Origin of the sequence: Pantoea anthophila (assembly GCF_026104315.1) — a bacterium.
Taxonomy (GTDB): Bacteria; Pseudomonadota; Gammaproteobacteria; order Enterobacterales; family Enterobacteriaceae; genus Pantoea; species Pantoea anthophila.
Genome location: NZ_CP110471.1, coordinates 364,753 through 380,286 on the forward strand (window position 1 = coordinate 364,753; position 15,534 = coordinate 380,286).

The window sequence follows — 15,534 nt, forward strand, 5'->3', positions numbered from 1 at the left end:
ACGCAAAAGCCGTCATCCATGACACGCTCGGCCCGCGCCGTCCTGGCGCGGGCCGCTTTCCTCCTCTGACCCCGTTCCCCGCGCCCTGAGCGAATTTACTGCTGTCAGATTCACCCTGCTTTGTCTTCAGCGTCGGTCTGCAAAAAAGGCTATCGAATTCTTTTTAGCCACGCTGCAACCGCTGCAACGCCTCATCGATCGGGCTGTCGCCCTGAGTCAGTTCGATGATCTGATATTTAATGGCTGGCTGTTCGATCAGTCCGACCAGGGTTGCCGCCACATCTGCCCGCGGCACCACGCCATAGGGGATCGCCAGGTCGGCATGAATCCGTCCGGTGCCCGCTTCGTCAGTCAGCGTGCCAGGGCGCAGGATCACCCACTCCAGGCGGCTCGCCACCAGCTCAGCATCAGCCTGTCGTTTGACCCGCATGTAGTTCTCAAAACCCTCTGAAGGGGTTTTGCCGCGACCTGCATCGGGAAAAGCCGAAACCAGCATAAAGCGTGGAACATCTGCCTGCTCTGCCGCCGCCACGGCCAGTGTCAGCCCCTCACCATCAATGGCATTGGTCAGCGCGATTCCGGCACCACCGGCCCCCGCCGTAAACACCACGACATCATGCTCAGCCATCAGCTGTGCCAGCTCCGGGACGCTCAGCTGCTGAAGGTCGCCTGACACAGCCGTTGCGCCTGTTGCCTGCAACGTCTCAGCCTGCTCCGGTTTGCGGTGCAGTGCCGTTACCCTGTGCCCTTTGCTGCTCAGCTGACGGGTCAGCTGCTGACCCACCTTGCCCGCAGCCCCGATAATGAAACATCTCGCCATGGGTTCTGAACCTCCACTGAATGATCAAATATGCCGGAAACAAAACAGGCGCCGGATAGGGCGCCTGCGGTTTTTTACTCAGGGATCACTTTTTCCGCTTTCAGCTTATCGAACAGCTGGGTAAAGGAGTCCAGCGTGCTACGGTAGCCGGTAAAGCCCGCTTTGCGGCTCTTACTCATGTCGGTAAAGGCTTCCATCGGACGTCCCAGATCGGCATCGGTATGCCACCAGGAGGCGAGTTTATTGATATCCGCCTCACGCAGCTGATGCTTCTCTGCAATCGCCTGCCATGCGCTGGCGGCCTCATCCATCCGCCCTTCCAGCGGCATCATCTGCGCCGGATAGTCCGCGGCCTCAATACCAAAGTATTCTGCCAGTTTCGGCCACATCCAGTTCCAGCGGAAGACATCGCCGTTTACGGCGTTAAAGTCCTGGTTAGCGGCATTAGGCGAGGTGGCGGCCCAGAGCAGCTGCTCAGCCAGCAGACCCGCATCGGTCATATCCGCCACACCGTTCCACTGCTCAGGCGAACCCGGGAAGATAAACGGCCAGCCCTTCTCTTTACACAGAGTGGCGTAAACGGCCAGCGTCTGCCCCATGTTCATCGCATTGCCTACCGCATAGCCGATGATGGTGTGCGGACGATGCACGCTCCAGCGATAGTCATACTTTTCAGCGCCCGCGAACAGTTCATCTTCCTGCGCGTAGTAGAAGTTATCAACCGGCTGACGGCCCTGCTCTTCGCGGAATGGCGTAACCGGCACCGCACCTTTACCGTAGGCTTCAAACGGGCCCAGATAGTGCTTCAGTCCGGTGACCAGCGCCACGTGAGAACCCTGCAGGCGGTCGCTCAGTGCTTCAATCACGTTGCGCACCATGCCGCCGTTGACGCGGATATTCTCTTTTTCATTCTCCTGACGCGCCCAGACGCTGAAAAAGAGCGCATCCGGTTTGACCGATTTCAGCGCGTCACGCACCGCATCGGCGTCGGTCAGATCGGCGGTCAGGCTGGTCGCGCCCGCTGGCACGGCACCACGGCCGCGTGACAGGCCGCTGACCTGCCAGCCTTCCTGCTGTAATTTGTCTGCCAGTGCGCGACCGATTACGCCGCTGATGCCCACAATCAAAGCGTGCTTTTTCATTTGATTTCTCCTCAATTTGCGTAATGCTAAGCCTAATAGAGAATTCAGTTCTTATCTCTGTCATTTATTCACATCATTCTCAACCTGAGTTCACGAATCGATGCACGATCATCGCCTGAAAGACATCCTGCCGTTTGTTGCCAGCGTCGAGTGCGGCAGTTTCACCGCGGCGGCCGAACGTTTGCATGTCACCGGCTCGGCGGTCAGTAAAAGCCTCAGCAGGCTGGAAACACGCTTAGGCTCGCGCCTGCTGGAACGCACGACGCGCAGTCTGCAGCTGACCGACGCGGGCAGCGCCTATTACCAGACCTGCCTGCGGGTGCTGGAGGATCTGGCCGAAGCAGAAGCGGTGCTGGCGGCGCAGCGCACCATTCCTTCCGGCCGCCTGCGGCTGGCTGTGCCCACCACCTATGGCCGCCTTAACGTCATGCCGTTGCTGATGCCCTTTTGTCAGCAGCACCCCGAACTGGCGCTGAGCCTGAGTCTGTCCGATCGCTTTGTTGACCTGTTTGAAGAGGGGGTGGATGTCGCGGTACGGATTGGCGGGGCGCCTGACCTGCCTGCCTCACTGGGCTGGCGCAATATGGGTCGCGAGAAGATGCAGTTCTGTGCGTCACCCGCTTATCTGGCACGTGAGGGACGCCCGGAAGATGAGGCGGCGCTGCTGAATCACCCCGCCATCCTTTATGAGCGGGTAGATGGCAGCACCAAACCCTGGCTGTTTACCACCCAGGATGGGCAGGCGCACTGGCGGGAGGTGCCCTGGCGGCTGGCTGTCGGGGACGTTGATGCGCAGTTACAGGCGGTTATCGCCGGGCTGGGTGTGGCACAGATGCCATCCTGGCTGATCCAGCGCGCCGTGGACGCGGGTGAACTCGACATTATTCTGCCGGAACTGCAGCCTGACGGGCTGACGCTGAGCGTGGTATGGCCACGGCGCAAACAGTTCCTGCCCAAAGTGGACGCGCTGCTGTCGGCGCTGAATGAACTGACCATCCGCTAATCTCTCTTCGTGCGGCAGGCGCGCCACGCTGCCAGCGTCGTGTCATAGCGAGGCCGGAACCCTGGGCCCGGCCTGCCAGAAGGATTACGGCGCCGTGATCACGATGGCCACACGGCGGTTCTGCGCCCGCCCCTGAGGAGTGCTGTTGCTGGCCACCGGGGCGCTCATGCCTAACCCGCGTGTGATGATATTCTCAGGGGGGATCGCGGCGCCCTGCGCCCACTGTGCCGCGACCGCGTTTGCCCTTTTCAGTGACAGCTGCTGGTTGTAATCCGGTTTGCCATAGTTGTCGGTGTGCCCGTCAACGCGCACATGCTTAATACCGGTCGAGGCCAGGTTTCTCGCCATCGTCTGAATGGTCGTTTTGCTGGCAGGGGTCAGTTCGGATTCGTTGATACCAAACAGGATTTTATCGGACAGGCCCAATCCCCAGCCCTCCATGTTCTGCGTAAAGCCGGCGCTTTTCATCGCAGCGATCTGCGCCTCACTGAAGCGCGCCGTCGACTGACAGCCCGCCAGCGCCATCACAAGTAATACCAGGGAAAATTTCATTCTCATCTTTTCGCCTTACCTGCTCGTTTATTCCTGTACATGTTCATATCGGCACGTTCGAGAATGGCCGCGACCGTGTCACCCTGCTGTGACCAGGCATAGCCAACGGTCACCGAGGTCGTTATCTGCGTATCCCCGGCAAGCGTGATCGCCTGCGTGATAACCTCATGAATGCACTGCACCAGACGCTGAAGCTCCTCCTCACTGACGCGACTGCTCACCAGCATGGCAAACTCATCTCCCCCCAGGCGGGCAACCAGATCCTGATCGGCCGCCAGAGACAGGAGGCGTGAGCCTATCGCTTTTAAAACGTCATCGCCTGCGGCATGCCCCCAGCTGTCGTTGATGCTCTTGAAACGGTCGCCATCCAGAAACAGCAGAGCAAAGCGCCCCTTCTCCTGCTGTCGATCCAGAAGCCGGGCGAGATGCGCCGTAAAGGCGCTGCGATTGGCCAGCCCGGTCAGCGGATCTTCCAGCGCTTTGGCCGCCAGCGAGCGATTGTCACGGATCAGCGAAGCCTTCAGCGACTGCATCTCCTTCAGCAGCGAATTGAGATCATCGGAGAACAGCTGAAACTCACTCGTCGGGCTGCCGGGTATGCGCAGGGAAAAATCGCCCGAATGAATCACATAGTGAATGGAACTGGTAATGTTGCGCAGCGTCGCGACGATACCCCGATGCAGGAAGGCGCTCAGCATCAGCGAGACAATCAGCACACACAGCATTCCGCTGGTCAGGATCAGGAAGGAGTAGCGAATAAATCGCATCGCGCCGGTCACGGTCCCTTCCAGCGTCAGTGTGCCGACCGTGACGTCAGCGTGATTGATGGCGACATTAAGCGGTTTGCTATACATCCACTCGCGTAACCAGCGTGAATACCAGCCCGTCGGTTCCTGCTGCGCATGCCAGCGGACCAGTTCAATATTATCCCGGGTGACGAGCTTTGCAGAGGCATAAAGGCCCTGCTCACCGAGCTGTTCAATTTTATTACGCGCATCATAACTGTCGGCAAAAACGGTCGCGGCGGTCAGCGTCGTGCTGAGCGTGGAGCCGATCAGTTCGAGATTACATTTCTCATAATTTTTAATGAAGAGCAGCGAGGTCGAGGAGAGCAGCAGCCAGCACAACAGTAATATTACCGCCGCATTGATGGTGCTTATTTTCTGCAGCTTATTACGTATTGATGATTTGTCGTTTCTTACTTTATCGAATTTCATATTATTCGACTCTCTGGCGGGAGAGCAAAAGCACATCCGGACTCACCCTGACGCCACTTCTGGCAAGCGAATCAAGGTTAACGGAAAAAAGCGTTCGGTCCGGTTGAAATATCAGGCAAAAAGCGGCCCCCACGGTGCACTCCGGGCTGCTCTCTGCAAGGGTAAGCACCGCTCTGCCCTGTAGCTGCTGAATAGTTTTTGCCTGCTGCTGCGAGGTTTCCGCGCCAAAATAGAGTGCATCGCACCGGCGCGTCGCAAGCTGGCTGACAGTCGCTATATAGACAACGGTAAAGGTTGCAGCAGGCGAAGTGATATTTTCCGGCAGGGAGAGATGCCGTGCCGATGAAAAGACACATAACTGGGGCGGACTGTTCAGGCCGGGCCAGTGGCTGAAGCTGATAATTCCGCTGACGATACGATTGGCTTTGCCATCCCGTATTTCGCCATAAGCCAGATGAGGAATGAGCAGCAGCAGAATAATGAGTGTCAGGACGCTTCTGCAGACAGGGAGCAGGGAATGCAGCAAACAGGCATTCAGATAAAAAGGATATTTTACGGTCATACTGCGTTCCCGGAAATAGATCGCTCGGCAGGACACCTGAATAAGCGCCGGAATATTAACACAGCGTTAATAAGAATTGTACCGGATGAATAATTAAACAGGGTGGTGGAAAACTATATTGTCTTTCTGTCACCGGGATTGTGACGCGATGCTGACCGGGAGACGGACATCGCGTCAGACGTCAGACATAGCCCATCATTTTCAGCAGCGACTGCACCTGGTTCATCGCTTCACTGCGGTGAGAAACGCCCAGCTTCTGATAGAGATTGCGGATATGGGTCTTGATGGTGGTGGAGGCCACAGCCAGCTCCCCGGCAATCTGATCGTTGCTGTAGCCCGAATAGATAAGCCCCAGCACCTGCCATTCACGCTGTGTCAGCGGGCTGGTGCGGATCAGCTCCGGCACGTCAGGATGGTTGAGCAACCGGCTGACAAACCCCTCATCGAAATGGGCAAACTTGTGACGGTGATATTTATTGATCTCCAGCAGGATGCGGCGGGCGCGATGGCTGTCCAGCTCATTCAGGGTATTCAGCTGAATCAACTGCCGCAGCTGTTGCGCCATCATCTCGCCTTCAATCACAAAGTGACTGATAAAACCGGTACTGCGCGCCAGTTTCAGCGCCTCAATCAGCACACGCTGCGCCTCCGCTTTGCGTTCAGTCTGCCAGTAGATCTGATTCAGCAGCAGCAGGTTGCGGTTCAGATCGCTCATCAGGCGCAGGGCGCGGGCATTCTCGTTCAGCTCTTCCAGCACCACTTCCGCCTGGCTGACATCGCCCAGCAGGATCTGCGCACGGGCAATGTTGCGCCACTGCCCCTGCAGAAAATGGTTGTTGGCAAAGGCAGGTTTTGGCGTCTGACGCATCCAGTCGCGTGCGTTCTGACTGTCGCCGGTCATCTGCCAGTAGATCACCCGGACCTTATCGGCATTGGCAATCCAGTCGCTGTGCCAGTTGCCGTTGTTCAGCAGGTTTTCCAGCCGGTTCAGGTAGCTGCGGGCATTATCCAGATTGCCCCGCGCCAGCGAGCACTGCACCAGCAGGCCCAGACACTGGATCTGCTGCTGCGGCTGAAAACCGTTCAGTACGCTGATGCCGTCGCGGGCGGCCTGTTCCGCCTCTTCCAGCCGTCCCCAGGCCCACAGCAACTGAGCGCGAATGCGCAGCAAAAACTCATGCAGCGGGAACTGCGCCAGATGCTGCTCTTCCACCAGCACAAAGGCGCGACTCTGGATTTCGTAGGCTGCCTGCAAAAAGCCCTGCGCAAACAGAATTTCGCTCTGCTGAATCAGGCTCCAGAGGGCGTAGTGCCACACCTCATCGCGGCGCGCCAGCTGCTCGGTCTGACGCATCAGCTTGAGGGAATCCTCAAGCTCGCCTTTGCAATGCATCACTTCGCCATGCACCGACATCGCCACAATACGGCTGTAGTGACGATTGCCGGGCAGCGTGTCGAGCGCCACTTTTGCCAGTCGCTCCGCTTCGTCGATGTTGCCGTCGTTAATCGCTACCTGAGCGCGTAATGCATTAAATTCGCCGCGCAGCGCCGCGTCAATCTCGCAGCGGCTGGCCTGTTCAAAGCGTGCCAGCAGGCTGTCCACCTCGGAAAAGCGGTGCTGAGTCTGCATCAGCCAGGCCTGCAGCAGCACCAGCATCGGGTTGTCCAGCATCATCTCCCACGGCAGCGCCCTGAGGGAGTTCTCCAGCAGCGGCAGCTCACTCTGGTTGAACAGTGTCCAGGCGTGCTCCAGCAGCACGTCGCGCAGCATGCTGGCGTCGCCGGACGCCAGCGCATGATGAATCGCCTCGCCAGGGAAACCCTGCGCCATCCAGCTCTCAGCCGCCGCCCGGTGCAGCGCGGGCAGCTCCGCCGCCAGTTCCCACTGACAGCGCTGCCGCAGGAAATTACCGAACAGCGGGTGGTAACTGAACCAGCAGCCGGAGTCATCCATGCGCTGCAGGAACAGCCCCTGACGCTCGATCTCTTCAAGCCGCATCTGGCCGTTCTCTTCGCAGGTAACCCGGGCGATGAGTTCATCATTCATGGAGCGCAGCAGCGCGGTTTTCAGCAGGAAATGGCGGGTGGGGAGATCGACATGATCCAGGACCTCCTCCACCAGATAGTCAGAGAGGTGGCTGGCATTGATGCCGGAGAGACGCCGGGCCGAATGCTGAGCCGAACTGGCTCCCTGCCGCGCCGACAGCACAATCAGCTGCAGCGCGGTCGCCCAGCCCGCCACATCGTCACATAACCGGCTGCTCTCTTCGCTCTCCAGCGGGGCCGCCAGACGACAGTCGAAGAATTGCCGCGCCTCCTGATGGGTAAACGCCAGCTGCTGACTGCCAAGTTCAATCAGTTGCTCGCGCACCCGGAGGTTGGCAATACCCAGCTGGGGCAGATTGCGCGACATCAGGATCAGCGTCAGATTTTCAGGCTGGTGACGCAGGAAAAAGCGCATTGCATCGTGGATCACCGGATTGGTGATGAGGTGGTAATCATCGACGATCAGCCACAGCGGCTGCTGCCACTCCACCAGCTCGATAAAAAGCTGTGAAAACAGGGCGTTAAGATTGACATACTGCCGCTTCTGCGCCAGCTGTTCGCTGCGCGGACAGCCACCGTGGGTGGCCTGCTGCAGGGCCGCAATCAGGTAATCGGCAAAACGCTCCGGCTGGTTGTCGCCCTCATCCAGAGAGACCCAGCCCAGATCGCTTTTCCCCGCCGCCCACTGTGACACCAGCGTGGTTTTGCCGTAGCCCGCCGGACTGGTGACCAGCACCAGACGATAGTTTCCGGCTGCGGTGAGCTTTTGCAGCAGGCGCTCACGGATGACGGTGCCATCAAGACGCACCGGGCGGCTGAGTTTAGCGGGTATTAACATGGGCGCGCGTATCTCCGTTTGTCGAGCGCAGCATTATTTTACGCTTCGTAATTATTCCTTACACAGGTTCAGCATTTCGTCAGATGAATGCAAGCAAACCCATTAATTAAACTTTACAAAAGTGTGCGCTATCACACTCCTGAACCGATTTCGGATTAGCCTCATCCTCTCCACCCTCCCTATCCTCCTGCGCTAATTCTGTTCAGGAGGAGGAGCGCCAGCTTTCGCGCGGGCACACTGTCGCCATATTGACCCCTTTTTCTGTTTTTCCAGGAGAGCAACCATGACACAGCCCGAATTTAACCCGATTCAGTTCAACGCCGCCCTGACCCGTCAGTGGCAGCGTTTTGGCCTGCGCGAACCGCAGGAGATGACCCCATCACAGTGGTGGCAGGCCCTCAGCGGTGCGCTGGCGGATATGCTGGCCGCACAGCCAGGCGCCCCGGCACCCGCAACACAGCGCCACGTTAACTATCTGTCGATGGAGTTTCTGATTGGCCGTCTGACCGGTAACAACCTGCTGAATCTGGGCTGGTATGACGCGGTCAATGACGCGCTCTCTGCGTGGCATATTTCGCTGACTGACGTGCTGGAAAATGAGACGGATCCGGCGCTGGGCAACGGCGGACTGGGTCGGCTGGCCGCCTGCTTTCTCGACTCTATGGCCAGTGTGGGCCAGCCTGCAACCGGCTATGGCCTCAATTATCAATATGGCCTGTTCCGCCAGCGCTTCGAACAGGGGGCGCAGCACGAAACGCCGGATGAGTGGCAGCGCGATCGTTACCCCTGGTTCAATCATAACGCGGCGCTTAACGTTCGGGTCGGACTCGGCGGCAAAGTGGTCACCACAGAGGGGCAGCCTCAGTGGCAACCGGCGTTTGAACTGGTGGGTGAGGCCTGGGATTTACCGGTCGTTGGCTACCGGAATGGCATTACCCAGCCGCTGCGTTTGTGGCAGGCGAAACACGCTGAGCCGTTTAACCTCAATCGCTTCAACGACGGCGACTTTCTGCGCGCAGAGCAGCAGGGCATCGACGCTGAAAAACTGACGAAGGTGCTCTACCCCAATGACAACCATCAGAACGGTAAAAAACTGCGTCTGATGCAGCAATATTTTCAGTGCGCCTGTGCGCTGGCGGACATTCTGCGCCGCCATCATCAGGCCGGACGGTCGATTGAAACCCTGCCCGATCATGAAGTCATTCAGCTGAATGATACCCACCCTACGCTGGCGATCCCGGAGCTGATGCGTCTGCTGCTGGATGAGCACCAGCTGAGCTGGGATCAGGCCTGGCAGATTACCCGCCACACCTTTGCCTACACCAACCACACGCTGATGCCGGAAGCGCTGGAGTGCTGGGATGTCCGGCTGGTACGCAGCCTGCTGCCGCGCCATATGATGATCATTAACACGCTCAACGCCCGGCTGAAAGCCGTGGTCTCAGCACGCTGGCCGGAGGATGAGGCGAAATGGGCGAAGCTGGCGCTGGTCCACAATAATCAGCTGCGGATGGCGAACCTCTGCGTCACCAGTGGTTTTGCGGTAAACGGGGTGGCCGCGCTGCATTCGAAACTGGTGGTGCAGGATCTCTTCCCGGAGTATCACCAGCTCTGGCCGGAGAAATTTCACAACGTGACCAACGGTATTACCCCGCGTCGCTGGATCAATCAGTGCAACCCGGCGCTAAGTGCCCTGATCACCCGAACCCTCAACACGCCATGGCTGAACGATCTGGATGCGCTGCAGGGGCTGGAAGCCTTTGCGGATGACGCCGCGTTCCGCGCCGAATACCACGCCATCAAGCAGCAGAACAAACAGGCGCTGGTCGGCTGGGTCAAAAACCGCACCGGCATTACGATCGATCCCACGGCGCTGTTCGACGTGCAGATTAAGCGCCTGCATGAGTACAAACGCCAGCATCTGAGCCTGCTGCATATCATCGCCCTGTGGCAGACGCTGGTGATCGATCCGCAGGCGAATCGTGTGCCGCGCGTGGTGCTGTTTGGCGCCAAAGCCGCGCCGGGTTACGCCCTGGCGAAGAACATCATCTATGCCATCAATAAAGTGGCTGAGGTGGTCAATCACGATCCCCGCATCGGTAACCGTCTGAAGGTGGTCTTTATCCCCGACTACAACGTCTCCGTCGCGGAACGGCTGATCCCGGCCGCCGATCTCTCCGAGCAGATCTCGACCGCCGGCAAAGAGGCTTCCGGCACCGGTAACATGAAACTGGCGCTGAACGGTGCCCTGACCATCGGCACCCTCGACGGCGCAAACGTTGAGATCGCTGAACAGGTTGGCAGTGACAACATCTTTATCTTTGGTCATACCGTTGAACAGGTCGTGGCCTTAAAAGCTGGCGGATATGATCCCGCTCAGTGGCGTAAAAAAGATCCGCAGCTGAACCAGGTGCTGCAGGCGCTGGAGGATGGCACCTTCAGCCAGGGCGATCGTCACGCCTTTGACGCGATGCTGCACAGTCTTGGCCCGGAGGGTAGTGACCCCTATCTGGTGCTGGCCGACTTCCAGCCCTATCTGGAGGCCCAGGCGCAGGTGGAAGCGCTCTGGAGCGATCAGGAAGCCTGGACCCGTGCCACTATCCTGAATACCGCGCGCTGCGGAATGTTCAGCGCCGACCGCGCTATCCGCGATTACCAGCAGCGCATCTGGCAAGCGAAACGCTGAGGAACGCCATGAAAACGAATCCGGTTAAGGATGATTTTTCCGTGGCGGGTATCGCTGCGGAATATATTAACGCCCACGGCAGGCCGCAGGCGATCCCGGCCCTGACCCGCCAGCGTCTGCTGGCGGTAATGCAGCCACCGCGTCAGCAGAGCACGCCGCTGCCGCCGGTGGTGATCTTTCGCAGCGGCGATCTGCTGAGCCTGTCACCTCAGCTGACGGGGGATGCGCAGTGGCAACTCACCCGTGAGGCGGGAGAAGTCACTTCGGGTCGCTGTCATCCCGCTCAGCCGCTGCATCTGCCGCCGCTGCCGGAAGGCTACCATCAGCTGACGCTGCAGCAGGGCGCCCGACAGTGGTCGTGCCGGATCATCATTGCTCCGCCCCGCTGCTATGAGCCGCCAGCGTTGCAGGCGGGGGAATCGCTGTGGGGAGCCTGTGTGCAGCTCTATACATTACGTTCGGCGGAGAACTGGGGCATTGGCGACTTTGGCGATCTGCGCCGGATGCTGCCCGCTGTCGCGGCACGCGGCGGCGCGTTTATCGGGCTGAATCCCATTCACGCGCTGTTTCCCTCCAGCCCGGAGAGTGCCAGTCCTTACAGCCCCTCCTCCCGGCGCTGGCTCAATGTCCTCTATATCGATGTGAATGCGGTCAGTGACTTCCGGCAGAGCAGCGCCGCCCAGGCCTGGTGGCAGCAGCCGGAGACACAGCAGGCGCTGACGCAGGCGCGCGCCGCGGAGTGGGTCGACTATGCGGCGGTCACCCGCCTGAAAATCACGGCGCTGAGCCTGGCATGGCCGCAGTTCAGCCGGCGTGAGGCCAGCGATCCTGAGGTGCAGGCATTCCACGCCTTTATCAAAGAGGGTGGCGTCAGTCTGCAGCATCAGGCGCTGTTTGATGCCCTGCACGCCGATCAGATTGCGCAGGATAGCCAGCGCTGGGGCTGGCCGGTGTGGCCGGAGGCGTTGCAGGACCCTGCCAGCCCGGCGGTGAAAACCTTTCTGCAGCAGCATGCCGATCAGGTGCGTTTCTGGCTCTGGCTGCAGTGGCTGGCCGCGCAGCAGTTTGCTGACTGCTGGCAGGGCTGCCAGCAGCAGGCAATGCAAATCGGCCTTTATCGCGATCTGGCGGTCGGGGTGGCCAAAGGAGGGGCCGAGACGTGGAGCGATCGCGACCTCTACTGCATGGAGGCGAGTATCGGAGCCCCGCCCGATATCCTTGGTCCGCGCGGTCAGGACTGGGGACTGCCGCCGATGGACCCGCAGGTGATGCAGCAGCGCGCCTGGGAGCCGTGGATTGCCCTGCTGCGCGCGAATATGCGCCACTGTGGCGCACTGCGCATCGATCATGTGATGGCGCTGATGCGACTCTGGTGGATACCGGCCGGGGAACCGGCGATGCACGGAGCCTATGTTCACTATCCCATCGACGATCTGCTGGCAATTCTGGCGCTGGAGAGCCAGCGACATCGCTGCATGGTGATTGGGGAAGATCTCGGTACGGTGCCGGAGGCGATTGTCGATAAGCTGCGGGATGGCGGCATTTACTCCTATAAAGTGCTCTGGTTTGAACAGACCTCCCCGTCGGGATTCCGTCCACCCGCCGCCTGGCCGCGGCAGGCGATGGCCGTCGCGACCACCCACGATCTCCCGACGCTGCGCGGCTGGTGGCAAAGCGACGACCTGACCACGGGTGCCCGGCTGGGCCTCTACCCGGACAAGGTGGTGCTGGCCGGGCTGTATCAGGATCGGCTGCGGGCAAAGCAGGCGCTGCTGAACAGCCTGCATCAGGTGGGCGCCCTGCCGAAACGGGCTGGACGGTCTGCCGGACGTACCGGGATGAGCAAGGCGCTGAACCGGGCAATGCAGCGCTATCTGGCGGACAGTCACAGCGCCCTGCTGGGTCTGCAACCGGAGGACTGGCTGGATATGGCCACGCCGGTCAATATCCCCGGCACCAGCGATGAATACCCGAACTGGCGGCGCAAGCTGAGCGTCACGCTGGAGGCGCTGTTCAGTGATGCGGAAATCCGTGCACTGTTGCGGGATCTGACGGCGCGACGGAAGCAGTCAGCATGAATCAGGAAAGCTGAAATCAGCGCGGATCAGGGATGACCGCGCTGTATTGCATGAAGAACGCTTTAACCTTAATGGCAGACAACGGCTCTTTCTCCTGACATCTCTGTCACTGAATGCGCTCACAGGTCATATCTCCCCCTCATTCAACATTATTTCAATCCAAAAAAAGGTGCGCCGGAGCGCACCAGATGGGACAACATCCCTGGTGTCGGGGCGGTTTCACCCCTTGCCTTTAACACCACGGATAAAGGTTTGCCGGGCAGAGGTGGAACCCAGCCGTTCAGCTTCATCCAGCAGCTTCAGCGCTTTGTCGATATTGCCGCTGTTAATCGCCTGAGTGATCTGCTGATTAAAGTAGCGCTCAGTGTCACTCATGATCGGTTCTGCCGCTGTTTTCGTCGCGGGCAAAGGCGCGGCCGTGGCGGCAGGGGTTGAACGATAAGCGGGCGCAGGCGCGGTGTTACCGACGGTGACCGGGCCGGGACCGGACGATCCAAACAACGGCCCGACCAGAATGGAGGAGCCGGAACTGGTCTGCATTTTCAGTTTAAGGGTGCCCTCCCGGCTGTGGCTGGCGATAGGGTCGGGGATGTCCGGCACAGCATGGCCGGTGCCCTGCGCGTAGGCTTTAGCCGGATCGAGCAGGGTGGTGGTCTGGGTCAGATCGCTGTCGGTGGTGAACACCAGCAGGTAAATTTTTTGCTGGCCCAGCGCCGGGGTCAGTTTCATCACCCCTTCCAGCCGGTCTGCCGCCATCACGCCTGGCTTCTGGTAGGTAAAGTAGCGGCTGGGGAACCAGGCGGCGGGCCGCAGAGTTTCATCCAGTACCAGCACGTTAGGCGCAAAAACCTGCCCGTTGGCCACTTCACTGCTCAGCGTCAGCGTCAGTTCGCCGATATTCGCTGGCAGGCTGTAGGCCGCCACCGGTCCGGCAATGTGCGGCGCGTTGAGCGTCTGCCCGCTGCTGGCGAGTTTTGTCGTCTGGGTCTGTGAGGCGGCCAGCGGCTGCCAGCTCAGGTGTTGCAGGGTTTCAGCAGGGACAACCGGGGCGGAGGTGAGATCCTGCGGCACCAGGTTGACGTCCGCCAGGGCGGGCAGGCTCTGTCCGGCCAGTAATGCTGCACTCAGGCAGAGTGCGGTCAGCGTCTTTTTCATTTTCATTATGCGTACCTTATTACAGGTCGCGGCATGCACCAGGCAATGGCACACCGCGACCAGAGAGATTCATCAGGCGTGCAGGCACGCCCGTCAGAAACGGTGCGGGTTTACCACCAGATTTCCATCTGCGCGCCGAAGGTAAATTCATCGTTATTACCGCGGCTGTTGGTCAGGATGCCGTTGCCGGTAGAGTCAGCCGAGGCGAAGGTGGTGAGATCGCCGGCGCTGTCTTTGTTGTAGCCCCACTTCTCATCCCATTTGGCATAGGTAGCGAACAGACGCAGCGCCGGACGTGACCAGATGCTGTCACCCGCCTGCCACTGCTGTGCCAGCGTCACTTTGTACTGGCCGTTGCGCTCGCTGGCCTGCTGTGACTTCACATTGTCATAGCCCAGTTCCAGCAACGTACTCATGATCGGCGTCCATTTGTACATCGGACGCACGCCGACGGTGTACCACTCGGTGCCGCGGTCGTTATCCAGATCGATGTTCTGATACATGGCGACGTACATCAGGTCCCAGCGCTCTGCCAGCGAGATCGCCCCGTGGTCGAGGATACGGTACATGTCACCGTTGTTATTGAGACTGGTGCCCTGCGGCACCCCTTTGCCCTGCGAGGTCATCGCGTCGGTGGCGTACTGCAGTACAAATTTGTTGTAGCCCTTAAGCATGCTCTGGGTATGCTCGGCGGTGAACATCCAGCCATCTTTTGAGGCGCCATCTTCCAGACGATAGTCGTCACGGGCATTGGCACGACCGTAATCGACCCCCAGCTCCAGCACGCCATCCGGGTTGGTTTCCAGACCCGCCAGACGCACATCAAACACGTCATTCGCGGTGCTGGTGGCGAAGTCACGGATACGATCGCTGGAGAAGGTGTAAGAACCGCCCGCTTCCGAGGAGCGGGTTGCCGCGAAGGAGAGTTTACCGAAGCCGAGATCGACATCTTCCAGACCGGCACCCGGTCCGGAGATATCCCAGTAGTAGAAGTCGATCATATGAACGTCATGACGCTGATAGAAACGCTTACCGGCCCAGAGGGTCGATCCTGGCAGCGCATCGATCAGGTTTTTTCCTTTCACATTGGCTTCACGGAATGCCGGTGAGGTGGCTTCCCAGTCGTTCTGCTGGGCTACGGAGTAAGCCACGTTGGTGTCGAAATAGAAGCTTTTGTCGCCCTCTTTCCACACTTCCTGACCTAATTTCAGTTCGGCGTAGGTTTCACATTCGTTGCCCAGACGGTATTTACTTTGAGCACCGGTGGCCTGGAAACATTGCTGTTCGCCACCGCTGCCGGTCCAGCCGATGCCGGAACGGGCATAGCCGGTGAAATCGACCGCCATCGTCGGGGCGGAGAGCGTGCCCACCGCGACGGCAACGGCAAGGGGAAGTTTGCGCAGAGTTAACATTTTCTATCTCCTGAGGTCATGGC

Annotated in this window: 11 protein-coding genes; 3 read left to right on the forward strand and 8 right to left on the reverse strand. The window is 59.5% G+C overall.

What is annotated here, in order from left to right; all coding sequences use genetic code 11:
* Positions 1-163: 163 nt before the first annotated feature.
* Together OJ965_RS01720 and OJ965_RS01725 are read right to left on the reverse strand one after the other, a co-directional pair.
* On the reverse strand, positions 164-820 hold the full coding sequence (locus tag OJ965_RS01720; protein ID WP_265135369.1) for an SDR family oxidoreductase: 657 nt from the start codon (positions 818-820) through the stop codon (positions 164-166).
* Between the two features lie 74 nt (positions 821-894).
* Positions 895-1,962 (reverse strand): SDR family oxidoreductase, encoded by a 1,068-nt coding sequence (locus OJ965_RS01725; RefSeq protein ID WP_058957812.1) that lies wholly within the window; start codon positions 1,960-1,962, stop codon positions 895-897.
* A gap of 100 nt (positions 1,963-2,062) precedes the next feature.
* Here OJ965_RS01725 and OJ965_RS01730 point away from each other — a divergent pair, with 100 nt between their 5' ends.
* Complete coding sequence (locus tag OJ965_RS01730) at positions 2,063-2,965, forward strand: LysR family transcriptional regulator (protein ID WP_009093037.1); 903 nt, start codon at positions 2,063-2,065, stop codon at positions 2,963-2,965.
* 84 nt (positions 2,966-3,049) lie between these two features.
* Here the strand turns inward: OJ965_RS01730 and yfiB are convergent, their stop codons facing one another.
* The 4 genes from yfiB to malT form a co-directional block, all read right to left on the reverse strand.
* The gene (gene yfiB / locus OJ965_RS01735) at positions 3,050-3,523 is read right to left on the reverse strand and encodes an outer membrane lipoprotein YfiB (RefSeq protein WP_082668203.1); all 474 of its coding nucleotides are present in this window, start codon (positions 3,521-3,523) and stop codon (positions 3,050-3,052) included.
* On the reverse strand, positions 3,520-4,734 hold the full coding sequence (gene dgcN, locus OJ965_RS01740) for a diguanylate cyclase DgcN/YfiN (RefSeq protein ID WP_058957810.1): 1,215 nt from the start codon (positions 4,732-4,734) through the stop codon (positions 3,520-3,522). The genes yfiB and dgcN overlap by 4 nt, the downstream gene beginning before the upstream one ends.
* A 1-nt stretch (position 4,735) precedes the next feature.
* Positions 4,736-5,296, reverse strand: a complete 561-nt coding sequence (gene yfiR / locus OJ965_RS01745) for a regulatory sequestration protein YfiR (RefSeq protein WP_058957809.1) — start codon at positions 5,294-5,296, stop codon at positions 4,736-4,738.
* 181 nt (positions 5,297-5,477) lie between these two features.
* Positions 5,478-8,180 carry an HTH-type transcriptional regulator MalT gene (gene malT, locus OJ965_RS01750; protein WP_058957808.1) on the reverse strand — a complete coding sequence of 901 codons (2,703 nt, stop codon included), beginning with the start codon at positions 8,178-8,180 and terminating at the stop codon, positions 5,478-5,480.
* A gap of 283 nt (positions 8,181-8,463) precedes the next feature.
* Between malT and malP the strand changes: the two genes are divergently transcribed.
* Together malP and malQ are read left to right on the forward strand one after the other, a co-directional pair.
* Positions 8,464-10,866, forward strand: a complete 2,403-nt coding sequence (malP, locus tag OJ965_RS01755; protein WP_058957807.1) for a maltodextrin phosphorylase — start codon at positions 8,464-8,466, stop codon at positions 10,864-10,866.
* An 8-nt stretch (positions 10,867-10,874) separates the two neighbouring features.
* Positions 10,875-12,944, forward strand: coding sequence for a 4-alpha-glucanotransferase (gene malQ / locus OJ965_RS01760; RefSeq protein WP_265135370.1), 2,070 nt, complete (start codon positions 10,875-10,877; stop codon positions 12,942-12,944).
* Positions 12,945-13,163: 219 nt separating this feature from the next.
* Here malQ and malM read toward each other — a convergent pair whose 3' ends face one another.
* Positions 13,164-14,105 carry a maltose operon protein MalM gene (gene malM, locus OJ965_RS01765; protein WP_265135371.1) on the reverse strand — a complete coding sequence of 314 codons (942 nt, stop codon included), beginning with the start codon at positions 14,103-14,105 and terminating at the stop codon, positions 13,164-13,166.
* A 104-nt stretch (positions 14,106-14,209) separates the two neighbouring features.
* Positions 14,210-15,511: a maltoporin gene (locus OJ965_RS01770; protein ID WP_009093047.1), complete on the reverse strand. Its 1,302-nt coding sequence runs from the start codon at positions 15,509-15,511 to the stop codon at positions 14,210-14,212.
* Between the last annotated feature and the right edge of the window lie 23 nt (positions 15,512-15,534).

Coding starts and splice junctions, on each gene's coding strand:
- OJ965_RS01720 (WP_265135369.1), bottom strand. CDS start 820: ATGGCGAGATGTTTCATTATCGGGGCTGCGGGCAAGGTGGGTCAGCAG.
- OJ965_RS01725 (WP_058957812.1), bottom strand. CDS start 1,962: ATGAAAAAGCACGCTTTGATTGTGGGCATCAGCGGCGTAATCGGTCGC.
- OJ965_RS01730 (WP_009093037.1), top strand. CDS start 2,063: ATGCACGATCATCGCCTGAAAGACATCCTGCCGTTTGTTGCCAGCGTC.
- yfiB (WP_082668203.1), bottom strand. CDS start 3,523: ATGAGAATGAAATTTTCCCTGGTATTACTTGTGATGGCGCTGGCGGGC.
- dgcN (WP_058957810.1), bottom strand. CDS start 4,734: ATGAAATTCGATAAAGTAAGAAACGACAAATCATCAATACGTAATAAG.
- yfiR (WP_058957809.1), bottom strand. CDS start 5,296: ATGACCGTAAAATATCCTTTTTATCTGAATGCCTGTTTGCTGCATTCC.
- malT (WP_058957808.1), bottom strand. CDS start 8,180: ATGTTAATACCCGCTAAACTCAGCCGCCCGGTGCGTCTTGATGGCACC.
- malP (WP_058957807.1), top strand. CDS start 8,464: ATGACACAGCCCGAATTTAACCCGATTCAGTTCAACGCCGCCCTGACC.
- malQ (WP_265135370.1), top strand. CDS start 10,875: ATGAAAACGAATCCGGTTAAGGATGATTTTTCCGTGGCGGGTATCGCT.
- malM (WP_265135371.1), bottom strand. CDS start 14,105: ATGAAAATGAAAAAGACGCTGACCGCACTCTGCCTGAGTGCAGCATTA.
- OJ965_RS01770 (WP_009093047.1), bottom strand. CDS start 15,511: ATGTTAACTCTGCGCAAACTTCCCCTTGCCGTTGCCGTCGCGGTGGGC.